14 protein-coding genes are annotated in these 15,413 nt (G+C 65.7%); 12 read left to right on the top strand and 2 right to left on the bottom strand.

The genetic code is table 11. The annotated features are described in order from the left end of the window. Positions 1–41: 41 nt before the first annotated feature. On the bottom strand, positions 42–2,102 hold the full coding sequence (locus QX135_RS00125; protein ID WP_316177558.1) for an ATP-dependent helicase: 2,061 nt from the start codon (positions 2,100–2,102) through the stop codon (positions 42–44). Positions 2,103–2,298: 196 nt separating this feature from the next. Between QX135_RS00125 and QX135_RS00120 the strand changes: the two genes are divergently transcribed. The 10 genes from QX135_RS00120 (at position 2,299) to QX135_RS00075 (ending at position 13,133) form a co-directional block, all read left to right on the top strand. Further along, positions 2,299–4,611, top strand: coding sequence for a Tex family protein (locus QX135_RS00120; protein ID WP_316177556.1), 2,313 nt, complete (start codon positions 2,299–2,301; stop codon positions 4,609–4,611). A 145-nt stretch (positions 4,612–4,756) separates the two neighbouring features. Beyond that, positions 4,757–5,401, top strand: a complete 645-nt coding sequence (locus QX135_RS00115; protein ID WP_315783244.1) for an NAD(P)H-binding protein — start codon at positions 4,757–4,759, stop codon at positions 5,399–5,401. 331 nt (positions 5,402–5,732) lie between these two features. Continuing rightward, a complete protein-coding gene (locus tag QX135_RS00110; protein ID WP_316161136.1) occupies positions 5,733–6,626 on the top strand; it encodes a TRAP transporter substrate-binding protein in 894 nt (297 codons plus the stop codon). A gap of 35 nt (positions 6,627–6,661) precedes the next feature. After that, complete coding sequence (locus QX135_RS00105; protein WP_315783240.1) at positions 6,662–8,677, top strand: HAMP domain-containing methyl-accepting chemotaxis protein; 2,016 nt, start codon at positions 6,662–6,664, stop codon at positions 8,675–8,677. A 59-nt stretch (positions 8,678–8,736) separates the two neighbouring features. Next, the gene (locus QX135_RS00100) at positions 8,737–9,429 is read left to right on the top strand and encodes an alpha/beta family hydrolase (protein WP_315783238.1); all 693 of its coding nucleotides are present in this window, start codon (positions 8,737–8,739) and stop codon (positions 9,427–9,429) included. 104 nt (positions 9,430–9,533) lie between these two features. After that, positions 9,534–10,016 (top strand): hypothetical protein, encoded by a 483-nt coding sequence (locus QX135_RS00095; RefSeq protein WP_315735090.1) that lies wholly within the window; start codon positions 9,534–9,536, stop codon positions 10,014–10,016. 137 nt (positions 10,017–10,153) lie between these two features. Then, positions 10,154–10,342, top strand: a complete 189-nt coding sequence (locus tag QX135_RS00090; RefSeq protein ID WP_315735088.1) for a hypothetical protein — start codon at positions 10,154–10,156, stop codon at positions 10,340–10,342. 153 nt (positions 10,343–10,495) lie between these two features. Next, entirely contained in the window at positions 10,496–11,497 is a 1,002-nt protein-coding gene (locus QX135_RS00085; protein ID WP_315783236.1) for an ABC transporter substrate-binding protein, read from the top strand. Between the two features lie 42 nt (positions 11,498–11,539). After that, positions 11,540–12,313 (top strand): ABC transporter ATP-binding protein, encoded by a 774-nt coding sequence (locus QX135_RS00080; protein WP_316177553.1) that lies wholly within the window; start codon positions 11,540–11,542, stop codon positions 12,311–12,313. Beyond that, entirely contained in the window at positions 12,306–13,133 is an 828-nt protein-coding gene (locus QX135_RS00075) for an ABC transporter permease (protein WP_316177551.1), read from the top strand. The genes QX135_RS00080 and QX135_RS00075 overlap by 8 nt, the downstream gene beginning before the upstream one ends. Before the next feature lie 8 nt (positions 13,134–13,141). On the opposite strand, the gene gtdA is transcribed toward QX135_RS00075, so the two are convergent. Continuing rightward, complete coding sequence (gene gtdA, locus QX135_RS00070) at positions 13,142–14,179, bottom strand: gentisate 1,2-dioxygenase (protein ID WP_316177549.1); 1,038 nt, start codon at positions 14,177–14,179, stop codon at positions 13,142–13,144. Positions 14,180–14,279: 100 nt separating this feature from the next. Here gtdA and maiA point away from each other — a divergent pair, with 100 nt between their 5' ends. Together maiA and QX135_RS00060 are read left to right on the top strand one after the other, a co-directional pair. Further along, positions 14,280–14,912 (top strand): maleylacetoacetate isomerase, encoded by a 633-nt coding sequence (gene maiA / locus QX135_RS00065; RefSeq protein ID WP_316177873.1) that lies wholly within the window; start codon positions 14,280–14,282, stop codon positions 14,910–14,912. Further along, entirely contained in the window at positions 14,902–15,411 is a 510-nt protein-coding gene (locus tag QX135_RS00060; RefSeq protein ID WP_315735076.1) for a MarR family transcriptional regulator, read from the top strand. Before maiA ends, QX135_RS00060 begins: the two co-directional genes overlap by 11 nt. Positions 15,412–15,413 lie beyond the last annotated feature (2 nt).

The raw sequence follows: 15,413 nt of genomic DNA, 5'->3' as shown, positions 1-15,413 counted from the left end.
AGCAAGGGCCCAGTTCGTAGCAGGGAGGGCGAAGGATCCGCTCACCGCCAGCGCTCGCGCATGCGGGCACCGAGGTCGATGCGCGGACCCTGGCTCGCATACGCCGCGCCGGGCTGCGCCCGCGGCCAGCTGGTGCGTTCGAACAGCGGCACCAGCGCTTCCGGAATGAACCGCGTGCGCGAGGCATAGACATGACGATCGCCGCGCACCGGCTGGCCATGGACGAAGAAGCGCTGCGGCACCAGCAGATGCAGGTCGTCCTTGGCGCGGGTCATGGCGACGTAGAGCAGCCGGCGCTCCTCTTCCAGCTCGGCGCTCGTGCCGGCGCCGAGATCGGAGGGCATGCAGCCGTCGACGACGTTGAGGATGTGCACGGAATTCCACTCCATGCCCTTGGCGGAATGGATGGTGGAGAGGATCAGATAGTCCTCATCGAGCAAAGGCACGCCGGACTGATCGGAGGTGGCGTCGGGCGGGTCGAGCGTCAGCTCGGTGAGGAAACGCTCGCGCGACGGATAGCCGCTCGCGATCTGTTCGAGCTGCAGCAGGTCGGCGGTTCGCACCTCCGAATCCTCATGAACGCGTTCGAGATGCGGCTGATACCAGTGCCTGACGCGCTCGATATCCCCGGGCCATTCCGAGACGCGCAACTGCTCCAACGCACGCACGAACGCCGTCCAATCCTCGCCGGCGCGGGCCGGCGCGGGCTGCTCGCACAACCGTGCGATCGGATCGGCGCTCTCGCTGATGGCATCGAGCAGGCGCTGCGCCGACGCGGGTCCGATGCCGGGGATCAGATGCAGCACGCGGAAGCCGGCGATGCGGTCGCGCGGATTCGCGACGAAGCGCAAGCAGGCCAGCACGTCCTTGACATGGGCGGCATCGAGGAACTTCAACCCGCCGAACTTCACGAACGGGATGTTGCGGCGCGTGAGCTCGAATTCCAACGGCCCGCTGTGCGACGACGTTCGGAACAGCACGGCCTGCTGCTTGAGCACGATGCCTTCCTCGCGCTTCGCCAGCACCTGCTCGACGATGTAGCGCGCCTGGTCGGTCTCGTCGCTGATCGTCACGAGCTGCGGTTTGCGCGAGCTCGTGCGGTCCGTCCACAAATTCTTGGTGAAGCGCTCGCGCGCCAGCCCGATCACGCCGTTGGCCGCGGTGAGGATCGGCTGCGTCGATCGGTAGTTGCGGTCGAGCGTGATGATGTCGGCGCGCGGGCTGAACTGATCGGGAAATTCGAGGATGTTGCGCACGGTGGCGGCGCGGAAGGCGTAGATCGACTGCGCGTCGTCGCCGACCACCGTCAGTCCCGCGCCGTCGGGCTTCAAGCCGAGCAGAATCTGCGATTGCAGCCGGTTGGTGTCCTGATATTCGTCGACCAGCACGTGGTCGAAGCGATCGCCGATCTCGCGCGCGATGGCTTCGTCCGCCATCATCTGCGCCCAGTACAGCAGCAAATCGTCGTAGTCGAGCACGGCGTTGGCCTGCTTGGCTTCGACATAGGCCGCGAACAGGCCCTTCAGCTCGCCGGCCCATTCCGCGCACCACGGAAAATGCCGCACCAGTGCCTCGTCGAGCGGCATGTCGGCGTTGACGCAGCGCGAATAGATCGCAAGGCAGGTACCCTTGGTCGGAAAGCGTCGCTGCGTGTTGGACAAGCCGCGTTCGTGCCGCACCAGATTCATCAGGTCGGCGGAATCCTCGCGATCATGGATCGTGAACACGGGGTCGAGGCCGACGCGCTCAGCGTAGTCGCGCAGCATCCGCGCGCCCAGGCCATGAAACGTGCCGGCCCAGGTGAGCGCGGCCGTGATCGGCTCGGCCTTGCCGCCCAGCACCTTGCGGGCAATGCGCTCGACCCTGCGGCTCATCTCGCTCGCCGCGCGGCGCGAGAACGTCATCAACAGGATACGGCGCGGATCGGCACCATTGACGAGCAGATGCGCCACGCGGTGCGCGAGCGTGTTGGTCTTGCCCGATCCCGCGCCGGCAATGATCAGCAGCGGCGGGCCCGGTGCGGCCAGCGCACCGCCATGCTCGACGGCGCGGCGCTGCTCCGGATTGAGATCGTCGAGATATGTCGCAGCCGTGGCCTGCACGAATCGTCCCTCAGCCTGCAAGAATCAGTGATTTGCGCCTCATGTGCAACGCGATGGCCCGGTCGCGGCAGCGTTTTACATGATTCGCAACCGGTCTTTTTTGTCACGGTTGCCCACAGAGCGTCCGCCAGCCGCTTGCGCTGGCGCGCGTGCACTCCTATCCAATCAGCCCCGTCACGAATCTCGGAAGAACACCGTGTCGAATTTTGCCTCCATCATCGCCGCTGAGCTCGCCGTCAGGGATGCCCAGGTCCAGGCCGCGATCGACCTGCTCGATGGCGGCGCGACCGTGCCGTTCATCGCGCGCTACCGCAAGGAAGCGACTGGCATGCTGGACGACACGCAGCTGCGCACGCTGGAGGAACGGTTGCGATATCTGCGCGAGATGGATGCACGGCGCACCGCGATCATCGAGAGCATCAAGGCACAGGGCAAGATGACGCCGGAGATCGAGCTGGCGCTGGCGACCGCCGACACCAAGGCCCGGCTCGAGGACATCTATCTGCCGTTCAAGGAGAAGCGCCGCACCAAGGCGCAGATCGCCAAGGAAGCCGGACTCGAGCCGCTCGCCGACATGCTCATCGGCGATCCGATGAAGGCGCCGGAGGTCGAGGCCAGGGCGTTCATCAAGAAGGACGGCGACAATCCGGTCAAGGACGTCAAGGCGGCGCTGGAAGGCGCACGCGCGATCCTGGTCGAGCGCTTCGCCGAGCATGCCGATCTCGTCGGCTCGTTGCGTGAGGAGATGTGGACCCGCGGCGCGGTGAAGGCGACGGTGCGGCACGGCAAGAAGACCGAGGGCGCGAAATTCGCCGATTACTTCGACTTCTCCGAGCCGTTCACCAAGCTGCCGTCGCACCGCATCCTGGCGATGCTGCGCGGCGAGAAGGAAGAGGTGCTGCAGCTCGATTTCGGCGACGGCGAGCCGGAGGATTCGAAGGACCCGTCGCTGTATGAGAACCGCATCGCGGTGACCTTCGGCATCTCGCGGCAGGGCCGCCCGGCCGATCAGTTCCTGTCCGACTCCGTGCGCTGGGCCTGGCGCACCCGCATCAAGACCTCGCTGGCGCTCGATATCCGCATGCGGCTGTGGCAGGAGGCGGAGAAGGAGGCGGTGCGCGTGTTCGCGGCGAACCTGCGTGATCTGCTGCTCGCTGCTCCCGCCGGCGGCCGCGCCACGCTCGGCCTCGATCCCGGCTTCCGCACCGGCGTCAAGGTCGCGGTGATCGACCGCACCGGCAAGTTCGTCGACCACGCCACGATCTATCCGCACGAGCCGCAGCGGCAGTGGAACGAGAGCATGCTGACGCTCGTGCAGCTCTGCATCAAGCATCGCATCGAGCTGGTCGCGATCGGCAACGGCACTGCGTCGCGTGAAACGGAGAAGCTGGTCAACGATTTGATGAAGCTGAAGCCGGATCTCAAGCTGACCAAGGCGATCGTGTCGGAAGCCGGCGCGTCGGTCTATTCGGCCTCGGAGTTCGCCGCGAAGGAATTCCCCAATCTCGACGTGTCGATCCGCGGCGCCGTTTCGATCGCGCGCCGCCTGCAGGATCCGCTCGGCGAGCTCGTCAAGGTACCGCCGGCCTCGATCGGCGTCGGCCAGTATCAGCACGACCTCAATCAGTATGAGCTGGCACGCGCGCTCGATGCCACCGTCGAGGACTGCGTGAACGCCGTCGGCGTCGACCTCAACACCGCCTCGGCGCCGCTGCTCGCACGCGTGTCGGGCATCGGGGAGAGCCTCGCACAGAACATCGTCGCGCACCGTGACAGCAACGGCCCGTTCCCGAGCCGCGACAAGCTGAAGGAAGTGCCGCGGCTCGGACCGAAGGCGTTCGAGCAATGCGCCGGCTTCCTGCGCATCCGCGACGGCGACAATCCGCTCGACGCCTCCGGCGTGCATCCGGAATCCTATCCGATCGTGAAGAAGATCCTCGAGGCGACCAAGAGCGACATCAAGGCGCTGATTGGTGAGACCAAGGTGCTGAAGGCGTTGAGCCCGACGAAGTTCGCCGACGAGCGCTTCGGCGTGCCGACGGTCACCGACATCATCAAGGAGCTGGAGAAGCCCGGCCGCGATCCGCGTCCGGAGTTCAAGACGGCCACCTTCCAGGAGGGCGTCGAGAAGATCACCCATCTCAAGCCCGGCATGATCCTGGAGGCGACTATCACCAACGTCGCGGCGTTCGGCGCCTTTGCCGATATCGGCGTGCACCAGGACGGCCTGATCCACATCTCGGCGATGTCCGAGAAGCGCATCAATGATCCGCGCGAGGTGGTGAAGCCGGGGCAGGTCGTGAAGGTGAAGGTCCTCGACGTCGACGTGCCGCGCAACCGCATCTCGCTGACGCTTCGGCTGTCTGATCCGCTGCCGGCGAAGGGCGAGAAGCGGACCAGCGCACGGCCGCCAGCGGCCCGCATGACCACGCGTGAGGAGAAGTCGTCGGGCGGCGGCGCGCTTGCGGCGGCGATGGCCAAGGCGGCGGAGCGGCGCAAGGGCGCCTGAGGCGGATGGCGATGAGGCGCCGCGGAGGACATGCCCCCTCTGCGGCGTCATGTCTGCAGCGTCATGCCATTCGGCGGCGTGTCGGTCTTCCCTATCTGTGCGGTGATGCTTACCTTGCTCGGCGGGCCGCGAGTGGAGACCGAGCATGACGAACCGGACCGTGATCATTGCCGGCGCGACCGGGCTGGTGGGACGGGAGCTTCTTCGCGGCCTGCTTGCCGACCCGACAGTGGATCGCGTGCATGTCGTCGGCCGCCGCGCGCCGCCTGACCATTCGCCCAAGCTGACGGCGCATGTCGTGGATTTCACCGCGCTGCCGTCCCTGCCGCCGGCCGACGAGCTCTATCTGGCACTCGGGACCACGATCAAGGTGGCCGGGAGCCAGGCCGCCTTCCGCGCCATCGATCACGACGCGAACCTCGCCGTCGCCAAGGCCGCGCTCGCGAGCGGCACGAGACGCGTTGGTCTGGTCAGCGCAATGGGCGCCGACAGCAGCTCGCCCGTCTTCTATAGCCGGGTGAAAGGCGAGTTCGAGGACGATCTGACCGCGCTGCCCTTCGAGGGCCTGGTGATCGCGCGGCCTTCGCTGCTGGTCGGCCCGCGGGCGGAGCTCGGACAGCCGAGTCGTCCGGGCGAGGAATGGGGCAACAGGCTGAACAGCATCATCGGCTTCCTGATTCCGGCGAACTACAAGCCTATCGCGGCGGCGGACGTCGCCGATGCACTGCTGATGGCTGTTCCTACGGTTGCCGGCACGCGAGTGATGCTGTCAGGGGCCATGCGCCGATGATCGAGCCTGCCGCTCTTGCGTAGCGGCTTGGTCTCACCATTTTCGATAAATAGAAATCAAGTATCGCGCCGCGCCTCAGGCTTTGGATCGACAGGTGAACTCGGCGGTCTCCGTAGTTTTACGGCCGTATCGCATGTGACTATCAGGGAGTGAATGGCTGAAGCGGGCAAGACGGGAATCGCGTCTTAACATCTTAACCATATCTCGCTGGTAGTTGTGCATCGAGGAAAAACGAACCCGGTGTTTCATGCGCAGACAGCTGCTTGAAGTTTGTTTCTTGGCATTGGTGGGAACCCTGCTCGGACCCCAAGCGGCGACGGCGTCTCCGCGAATGGTGTCGCTGGTCTTCAACTCGCAGATTCAGAACCCGCAGCAGATCGGGTCGGACGAATTTCGCGTGAAGCTGCAGGCGTTGGCCGGCAAGCGGCTCATCATTGATGAGCGTGCGGGCAACGCATTCGGCAGCGAGGCGGCGGTGCTGGCTGCGACCCGGAGCGGCGCGGTGGACGTGGCCGTGGTGTCCGGCGGCATCGCCAGCGCGGTCGTTCCCGAGCTTGGCGTCTTCGACATCCCGTTCCTGTTCCGTGACACCGCGCATGCCAAGGCGGTTGCGCAAGGGCCGGTCGCCGCCGCGATCGGCGCCAAGTTCGCCGACAAGGGACTGGTGCTGCTGGCGCTGGGCAAGCAGGGCTTTCGCAATCTCACCAACTCGAAGCGTCCGGTCCGTACCGTCGATGACGTCAAGGGCCTCAAGATCCGCGTGATCCCCAATCCCGTCTACCAGATGACCTTCAAGGCGCTCGGTGCCGACGTGATGCCGATGGATTTTCCGCTGGTCTATGCAGCGCTCAAGGACGGTCGTCTGGACGGTCAGGAAAATCCGGTCGCCACCATCGCGGCCAATCGCTTCGACGAGGTGCAGAAATATCTGACGCTCACCGGCCATTTCTTCGCGCCGATCGCCTTCGTCGCCAACCGCGCGATGTTCGATCATCTCGATGCGGCGGACCGTGACGCGCTGGTTGCCGCCGCCAAGGCGGCTGCGGAGGTCACTTGGCAGGCCCAGCTCGATGCGCAGAAGCTCGATGAGCTGCGCAAGGGCGGCATGGAGGTGATCGAGACGTTCGATCGCAAGACCTTCGTCGATGCGGTCAGGCCGCTCGATCCCGACTTCGAGAAGCGCTTCGGCAAGGAGCTGCTCGCCACTATCAGGTCCACTCCGTGAAACAGCCGGGCAAATCGATGAAATTGTCTTCTCTGATGTCTTGGATCGGTGTCCGCCCGCGAATCTTCGGCGGCTTTGCCTTGATCCTGAGCTTCCTGGTGTTGCTCGGCGGCTTCGCCATGATCCAGGTCGGGCGCATCGGCGGCACCGTGGACGAACTCGTCACCAGCGCGGCCGGGGACGCCGGCATGTCGCAGGTGCGTGCCGCGCTGCTCGCTGCCAACGGCGCGGTTGAGAGATTCATCCGTACCTGGAACGTCGGTGACAAGGATGCGGCCAGCAAGGCCATCGACGCCGTCGGCGGTCTCGCCGATCAGGTCGAGAAGCAGTCCGGCAGGCTGAAGGTGCTGGCTGACGGCATGGGCCCGGTGCGAAGCGCGCTGGCGGCCTATCGCTCATCGTTCGCTGCCGCGGCCGAGGCCGTGGACCGCCTGCGCGCGGCGACGACCAAGACCGACGCATTGGGCGCCGTCGCCGGAATCAACATGGGCGGCATCCAGGTTGCCCTCGCCAATCGCGCGGGCAGCGAGCCGTTGATGAATCCGTTGCGTCTGGCCAGCGTCGTCGACGCGGTCCGCATCGCGGTGATGCGCTATACCAACACGTTGTCGAATGGCGATGCCGACGATGCCAGGCTCACCTTCGTCTATGCGAAGCTCGCGATTGCCGATGCGGAGGCCGAGATCGCGGGTGTCGATGATGCCAAGCTGAAGGCGCTGGTTGCTGCGCTGAAAGAGGCTCTCACGGCGGATGCGGCTGCGCTCGAGGAGGTGATCAAGGTGGCCACTGACCTGCGCGCCAAGCAGGCGGAGCTCGCCAAGGCGAGCGCCTCGATCGATACCCAGGTCAGCCGGATCAACCAGCAGCTCGGTGCGGCGCGCGCAGAGCAGGCCGCGAGGACCGGCGTCGCGGTCGAAGATACCAAGCAGACCATCATCGTGACGGCAGCCGCAGCCGTGATATTCGGAGCGGTGCTGGCCTGGCTGATCGGCGCCAGCGTGTCGAACCCGATCCGCGGCATGACCGACCGCATGCAGTCGCTGGCGGCCGGCGAATTGGATCAGCCGATTCCCGGCGGCGAGCAGCGCGACGAGATCGGCCGGATGGCGCGCGCCGTGGAGATTTTCCGTGACAATGCGCTTGCTGTACGCCGCATGGAGCAGGAGGCCGCGGCACAGCGTGAAGCTGCGGAGGCCGAGCGCGCCCGCATGATGTCCGATCTGGCTGGTCGATTCGAGCAGGGCATGCAGGGCGTCATCACCGGCGTCGGCGGGCGTGCGACCGAGATGGGCGAGAGCGCCAGCGAGCTGGCGCGCGTCGCCGAACGCGGCCGTGGCCTTGCGGAAGCGGTCGCCAGCCGGGCCGAGCAGGCCTCCGTCAATGTGCAGACCGTGGCCTCGGCGACCCAGGAGCTCGCGGCCTCGATCAGGGAGATCTCCTCCCAGGTCCAGCGCTCGGTCACGGTGTCGACCCGGGCCACGCACGAGACGCAGCGGACATCCGAGCTGATCGACGGGCTGTCCAGCGCGGCGGAGAGGATCGGCACCATCGTGCAGCTGATCCAGGCGATCGCGAGCCAGACCAACCTGCTGGCGCTCAACGCCACCATCGAGGCGGCGCGCGCCGGCGAGGCCGGCCGCGGCTTTGCGATCGTCGCGAGCGAGGTGAAGAACCTCGCCTCGCAGACCGCGCAGGCGACGGAGCAGATCTCGAGCCAGATCGCGACCATCCAGAGCGCGACGCAGGAGACGGTCGGCGCGATCGCCCAGTTCGGCACGACCGTGCGGGAGATTGCCGAGATCTCCAATGCGATCGCCGCCGCGGTGGAGCAGCAGGGGGCTGCGACCAGCGAGATCGCCCGCAACGTCGAGCAGGCGGCCAGCGGCACGGCGGCGGTCACGCAGGAGATCGGCGACGTGCGTAACGTGGCCGGGCAGACCGATGCCGGCGCTGAAGCTGCGCTGGCGGCGGCCGCCGCGCTGCAGCAGCAGGCCGCTTCGCTGAAGAGCAATGTCGCCGACTTCCTGCAGACGATCCGGACCGCGGCCTGAGCTGCAAAGTCGGTGGCGACTGGAGTTGACGCAAGGAGCGCAGGCTCACACTCTGCGGCATGACCGAGCACCAGCCGCGTTCCCTCACACTTCCCATCGACGGCGCGGGCGTCGTGTCCGCGCTGTTCATGTCTCCGGCGGAGGCGCGCGCCTGCTTCGTGTTCGCCCATGGCGCGGGCGCCGGCATGACCCACGTCTTCATGAACCAGGCGGCCGCAAGCCTCGCTGCACGCGGCATCGCGACGCTGCGCTTTCAGTTTCCCTACATGGAGAAAGGCAGCAAGCGCCCGGATCCGCCCGCGCTCGCCCACGCCGCGGTGCGGGCTGCCGTGGCGGAGGCCGCGCGGCTCTGTCCGGGGCTGCCGCTCGTCGCGGGCGGCAAGTCGTTCGGAGCGCGCATGACGTCGCAGGCGCAGAGTGCAGCGCCGCTGCCAGGCGTGACCGGGCTCGCCTTTCTCGGCTTTCCGCTTCACCCCGCCGGCAAGCCCTCCATTATGCGCGCCGATCATCTCGCTCCGATCGAGGTCCCGATGCTGTTCCTGCAGGGGACGCGCGACAAGCTGGCGGAGATGGAGCTGCTCGCGCCCGTCGTGAAGCGGCTGGGACCGCGCGCGACCGTGCATTGGATCGATCAGGCCGACCACGCCTTCCACGTGCCTGCGCGCTCCGGCCGGAATGATCAGGCCGTCATGGAGGACCTGACGGAGGCGTTTGCGGCGTGGCTGGAGACTCTGGAAGCGCGTGCCGGCTGACGCGCCGAGCGCCTCTTTCGGAGAAAAATGGCATGAGAACAAAAATAGAACTTCTCCGTCACCAGAGGTTGAGGCATAGTTATAATAAAAGGGAGGGGAGTTCGATGAGGTCGGCAGTGTTGGCGGTGTCGGTATGCGCGCTCGGCGTGCTGATGCTCTCTGCAGCTCCGTCGCGCGCCGATGCCAGGCTCACCGGCATGGTGGTCGTGAAGGGGACTTGCCAGAAGCTCATCGTCGCGGGAGAGGATCGCAGCTCCGAATGCAAGGGCGCGCTGCTCAATACCGACTATGACGATCAGCGCACCGGCTTCTACTTCACCTTGCTCGACGGCAGCGTGGTCACGTTCTCGAACCGCGGCGATCTGCAGGAGCAACCCGGACCGGACAAGTTCGTCACGCCGGTCGATATGATGATCATTGGCCAAAGTCGGAAGACGATCAACAAGGTGACGGCGAAGGGGCAATGCCGTCACGGCAATCCCTTCAAGGGACCCGACCTGATCGAATGCACGGCCGACAGCGAGATCGGCCGCTTTGAAGGGCTATTTCTGTCCAATGGGGAGAAGCCAGTGATGCAGACCTTCTGAGGCCGTCACCTCTGTGCGCAAGCAGGATGAGCCAGCAGGAGAGCTCGTCGCTGCGTCGCCGGTCGTCACTCGCCACCGTACGGTCTACGCGGCAAATCCGGCCTGCTCGGCAATATCCACTTTGTCAGAGGATCGTGATGAGAAAGACAGCTTCATCCGTTTGGCTGCTGGCCCTCGGCGCGGCGAGCCTGCCGGCCAAGTCGGTCCGTGCAGAGGATGGATTGAAGGGGATCGAGACGTTTCACGGCGCCTGCAAGAAGCTCACGGTCGCGGAAGGACCGGACCGCCGACTGCAAGGGCGTTTAGCTCAACACGCGTTACCGTGATGGACGAGCCGGCTTGGAGCAAGACGCCCGTCCTCTGAGGCTGCGATCTCCCGACTCCCGAAAATTTGGCGCGACATCAAGCTCGAAATATTGCAACAAGTCGGCGTCGTGGGTGAGGCCGGGTGTGCGGGTCGCCAGATCTTGGAGAGTGTGATGTTCCGATACGTTGGCGTCGTCCTGGGGCTGCTCTGGAGCCTCGTATCGATCAGCACCGCGCTGGCCGACGACGCCAAGCTCCGGATCGGCGTTCTCCGGCTGTCCTCGTCCGCGCCAGTGTTCATCGCGTTGGACAAGGGCTACTTCCGCGAAGCTGGCCTGGACGTCGAGCTGAAGTTTTTCGATGCAGCGCAACCGATCGCCGTGGCGACGGCCACCGGCGACGTCGATGTCGGGGTGACCGCCTTCACCGCAGGACTGTATAACCTCGCAGGCAAGGGCGCGTTGAAGATCATCGCCGGCATGAGCCGTGACCGCCCCGGGTTTCCGCTGATCGGCTACTTCGCCAGCAACAAGGCTTACGAGGCAGGTCTCAAGGCGCCGAAGGATATTGCCGGCAAGCGCGTGGCGATGACCCAGGTCGGGTCGAGCTTTCACTATTCGGTGGGACTGCTGGCCGACAAATACGGCTTCAAGCTCGCCGACGTGAAGATCGTGCCGCTGCAATCGATGTCCAACATGTCGGCGGCAATCAAGGGTGAGACCGTCGACGCGGCGCTGATGCCGGTTTCCGTCGCGCGCAAGCTGATGGAGGAGGGCGCCGTCAAGCATCTTGGCTGGGTTGGCGACGAGACGCCGTGGCAGGTCAGCGGCGTGTTCGCGGGGCCGAAAATCTTGGCCAACACGGCGCTGGTCGGCAAGCTGCTGGCGTCGCTTCAGCGCGCCGAGCGCGAGTATCATGATGTCGTGCTCGCCTCGGTCAAGGACGGCACTGCCGCGATCGACGTCAAGACCAGGCCATTGCTGGAAATCATCGGCAAGTACACCAACCTGCCGGTCGAGCAGGTGGTCGGCAATTGCGCCTATATCGATCCTGACGGCAAGCTCGATGTGAAGAACATCGACAGCCAGATCAAATGGCTGCAGGCGCAGGGGTTCGCGGACCAGGGCTATGATGCGGCCGCGATCATCGCCAAAGACCTTGTGAAGCCGGATTGATGAAGGCGGGCGCAGCGCGGAACTGCAGCGGGATCGCCTGACATGGACCTGATCGCCGAGACCATCAGCCATCGTTTCGACGCGCTCGAAGTGCTCGATGGCGTATCATTCACGGTCGGAGCCGGCGAGGTGGTCGCCGTCGTTGGGCCGTCCGGCTGCGGCAAGAGCACGCTGCTGGCGATCCTCGGAGGGTTGTTGCAGCCGAGCAAAGGTCAGGCGCTGCTGCGCGGAGCCCCGCCGCCCGGCAGCCTCAATCCCCTGACGTTCGTGTTCCAGGACTTCGCGCTGCTGCCGTGGGCAAGCGTCGCCGACAATGTTGCCTTTCCGCTCCTCCATACATCTCTGTCGGCGCAGCAGCGCGCCGCCGCCGTCAACGATGCGTTGCAGCGGACCGGGCTGGCAGACTTCCGGACCGTCTATCCCAAGCAGTTGTCGGGCGGCATGCGCCAGCGGGTCGGCATTGCCCGGGCGCTGGCGGTCCGCCCGGCGATCCTGCTGATGGATGAGCCGTTGTCGGCGCTCGACTCGCAGACCCGCGAGCTGCTGATGGAGGACTTCGTCGATCTGCTCGCCGACGGCACCATGGGCGCGGTCTATGTTACGCATAATCTCGAGGAGGCAGTGCGGCTTGCCGACCGCATCGTCGTGCTGTCGCGTCGTCCTGGCCGCATCCGGAAGGTCGTCAGCGTCCCGGCGACGCGGCGCAGCCGCGGCAATGCCGGGGTACGCGCGCAACTGCTGGACCTGCAGAACGAGCTCTGGGGGCTGATCCGGACCGAGGCAATCGATGCCGAGCGCGAGGTTCAGAATGCTTGAACGCTCCCCGGCCGAACCGCCTGAGGTCGTCGGCACGCAGGCCCGGAAGGTGCCGTTCCGGGGCGGCGGCTTCACGCCGGCCGCAAGCCGCTGGGCCGGCTGGCTTGCGCTCGCGGCGGCTCTCGGTCTGTGGCAACTGATCGGCAGCTTCGCCCTGGTCAATCCCTTGTTCCTGCCGGCGCCGCTGATGATCCTGCGTGCCCTGTATCGATTGGCCGAAAGCGGCGCGCTCTGGCTGCATGTCTCGGCATCGTTCGTGCGCATCGTATCCGGCTGGGCGCTCGGCACCGCCACCGGCATCGTCGTCGGCTTCTCGATCGGCCTATGGCGCATTGCGCGCAGTATCGGCATCACTTTCGTCTCTGCGCTGTTTCCGATTCCGAAGATCGCCGTGCTGCCGCTGCTGATTCTTTGGCTCGGCATCGGCGAGCAGCCGAAGATCGCGACGATCGCGCTCGGCGTGTTCTTCTCGACCACGATCTCGGTCTATAGCGGCGTCGACGCGGTGCCGCGCAACCTGATCCGCATGGCGCAGAGCTTCGACGTGCCGTTCCCGACCATCGTCCGCCGCGTGATCTGGCCCGGGGCGCTGCCCTCGATCCTCGCCGGTTTCCGCATCACCGCGTCGGTGGCGCTGATGCTGGTGGTCTCGGCGGAGATGATCGGCGCCGAGACCGGCATCGGCACCTTCGTGCTGCAGGCCGGCAATCTGATGCAGACCGATCAGCTGATGGCGGGGATCCTGATCCTGTCGCTGTTCGGCCTCGCCGTCGGCCGGCTGATCAGCATGCTGGAAGCGCGGCTCCTGCGCTGGCGCTGATTGGCCCGTCACGCGTTACCGCGATCCTCGCGGAACAGGTCGAGCTTCTCCTGCACCGGGCGATCCGAGAACGAGAACAGCACGGCATCCTCGTCCGGCTCATGGCTGACCCATTGCCAGCTCGGAACGACGAACAGATCGCGCGGTCCCCATTCGAAGGTCTGGTCGCCGATGCGGCTGCGGCCCTTGCCTTCGATCGCGGTGAACACGGTCGCGTCGGTCGAGCGATAGCGCGCAGTCTTGAAGCCTTTCGGCAGCAGCTGGATGAAGGTGCCGATCGTCGGCATCGCGAAATCGCCGGTCTCCGGGTTGGAGAATTTCAGCTTCAGCCCGTGGCAGGCGTCCCATTCCTCGCTCCGCTTCGCGTTCTCCAGCGCCTCGCGCGTATAGGCGTAGGGATAGTTGAAGATCGGTGATGTTCTGGATTTGCGCTTGGCGTCGATCGGCAGGAGGTTGTGGCCGTAGCGGGCGAAGCTGTCGCCCGCGGGGCGCGCAACCTTCTGCTGGTCCTCCTGCGAGCCCTGCGCGAACGATGCGTCGAGAAACTGCACCAGGGGAATGTCGAGGCCGTCGAGCCAGAACATCGGCTCGGTGGTCTCATTGCCGTGATCGTGCCAGGTCATCGACGGGGTAATGATGAAATCGCCCGGCTCCATCAGGGTGCGCTCGCCCTCGACGGTCGTGAAAGCTCCCTTGCCTTCCAGCACGAAGCGCAATGCGGACTGGCTGTGCCGATGGGCGGGTGCAACGTCGCCCGGGATCACCATCTGAACGCCGGCATAGAGCGAGGTGGTGATCTTGGACTGCCCACGCAGGCCCGGATTCTCCAGGATCAGCACCCGCCGCTCGGCCTCCTTCGCCGTGATCAGCCGTCCGGCCTCGACCATGTAGTCGCGGATCGCCGCGAACTGCCACAGATGCGGGCGACAGGCGCTCTTTGGCTCGGGCGTGATGAGATCGCTCATCACGGTCCACAGCGCCGTCATGTTTTCGCCGTCGATCTTCTTGTAGAACGCCTCGCGTTCCGGGGTCGAAACTGCGGCCATACGCGCCTCCCGATCAGATGTCATTCTTGATTGACAGTATACTGTCAATTCCGCTACCGTCAATTGCAACCAGAGCTATCAATTCGGGAGGACTGCCATGATGAAGCTGCACGGCTATTTCCGCAGCAGCGCATCCTATCGCGTCAGGATCGCGCTCAATCTCAAGGGTCTCACGGCCGAGCATCTGCCGCATCACCTCCGCAAGGGCGAGCAGCGCGCGCCCGCCTATCTCGCGCTCAACCCGCAGGGTTTCGTCCCGACCCTGGAGGACGACAGCGGTGCCGCGTTGATCCAGTCGCTTGCGATCATCGAATGGCTCGACGAGACCCATCCCGAGCCGCCGCTGCTGCCGAAGGATCCGTTGCGCCGCGCCCAGGTCCGTGCCTTCGCGCAGGTGCTCGCCTGCGACACCCATCCGGTGCAGAACCTGAAGGTACTGGTGCGGCTGCGTGAGCTCGGCCTGCCCGAGGACAAGGTCACGGCCTGGGCCGGCTGGGCCAACCGCGAGGGCCTCGCTGCGTGCGAAGCGCTGATCAAGCATGAGCCTGGCCCATTCTGCTTCGGCGCGACGCCAACCTTGGCCGATCTCTGCCTGGTGCCGCAGCTTGGCAATGCACGTCGCTTCGGCGTCGATGTCGCAGCGTTCCCGCGCCTGCTGCAGGCCGAAGCCGCGGCGAAGGCGTTGCCGGCTTTCGCCGATGCTGCTCCGGAGCGTCAGGCCGATGCCGAGTAGGCCGCCCGACATCACGATGGACGCAGTCTACACCAAGCCGGGCTATCTGTTCCGGCGGATGCAGCAGATTGCGGTGTCGATCTTCGTCGAGGAGTGCCGGGAGTTCGACCTGACGCCGGTGCAATATGCAGCGCTGGTCGCGATCCAGACGCACCCGGGCATCGATGCCACCAGGTTGTCGGCGGTGATCGCCTTCGACCGTTCGACGCTCGGCAGCGTGATCGAGCGGCTGGAGAGCAAGGGTCATATCGAGCGCAGGCCGTCGGCCGAGGACAAGCGCGTCAAGCTGCTTTATCTGACCAGGACAGGTGGCGCGCTGCTCCGAGCGATCATGCCCGCGGTCGATCGCGCCCAGGCCCGCATGCTGGCGCCGCTGAAGGCCGCGGATCGCAAGATGCTGATGGCGTTGCTGGCGCAGCTCGTCGATCTCAACAACGAGGTCTCGCGGGTGCCGCTGCGTGCCGAGGATGCGCTCGAGCATCTCGGCAAGACCGGCTGATC

Origin of the sequence: Bradyrhizobium sp. SZCCHNR1098, assembly GCF_032489375.1 — a bacterium.
Classification (GTDB): domain Bacteria; phylum Pseudomonadota; class Alphaproteobacteria; order Rhizobiales; family Xanthobacteraceae; genus Bradyrhizobium.
This window is presented reverse-complemented; position numbering and strand designations above follow the sequence as displayed.

Coding starts and splice junctions, on each gene's coding strand:
- gtdA (WP_316177549.1), bottom strand. CDS start 14,179: ATGGCCGCAGTTTCGACCCCGGAACGCGAGGCGTTCTACAAGAAGATC.
- QX135_RS00110 (WP_316161136.1), top strand. CDS start 5,733: ATGGTGTCGCTGGTCTTCAACTCGCAGATTCAGAACCCGCAGCAGATC.
- QX135_RS00060 (WP_315735076.1), top strand. CDS start 14,902: ATGCCGAGTAGGCCGCCCGACATCACGATGGACGCAGTCTACACCAAG.
- QX135_RS00075 (WP_316177551.1), top strand. CDS start 12,306: ATGCTTGAACGCTCCCCGGCCGAACCGCCTGAGGTCGTCGGCACGCAG.
- QX135_RS00115 (WP_315783244.1), top strand. CDS start 4,757: ATGACGAACCGGACCGTGATCATTGCCGGCGCGACCGGGCTGGTGGGA.
- QX135_RS00085 (WP_315783236.1), top strand. CDS start 10,496: ATGTTCCGATACGTTGGCGTCGTCCTGGGGCTGCTCTGGAGCCTCGTA.
- QX135_RS00080 (WP_316177553.1), top strand. CDS start 11,540: ATGGACCTGATCGCCGAGACCATCAGCCATCGTTTCGACGCGCTCGAA.
- QX135_RS00105 (WP_315783240.1), top strand. CDS start 6,662: ATGTCTTGGATCGGTGTCCGCCCGCGAATCTTCGGCGGCTTTGCCTTG.
- QX135_RS00095 (WP_315735090.1), top strand. CDS start 9,534: ATGAGGTCGGCAGTGTTGGCGGTGTCGGTATGCGCGCTCGGCGTGCTG.
- QX135_RS00090 (WP_315735088.1), top strand. CDS start 10,154: ATGAGAAAGACAGCTTCATCCGTTTGGCTGCTGGCCCTCGGCGCGGCG.
- QX135_RS00100 (WP_315783238.1), top strand. CDS start 8,737: ATGACCGAGCACCAGCCGCGTTCCCTCACACTTCCCATCGACGGCGCG.
- maiA (WP_316177873.1), top strand. CDS start 14,280: ATGAAGCTGCACGGCTATTTCCGCAGCAGCGCATCCTATCGCGTCAGG.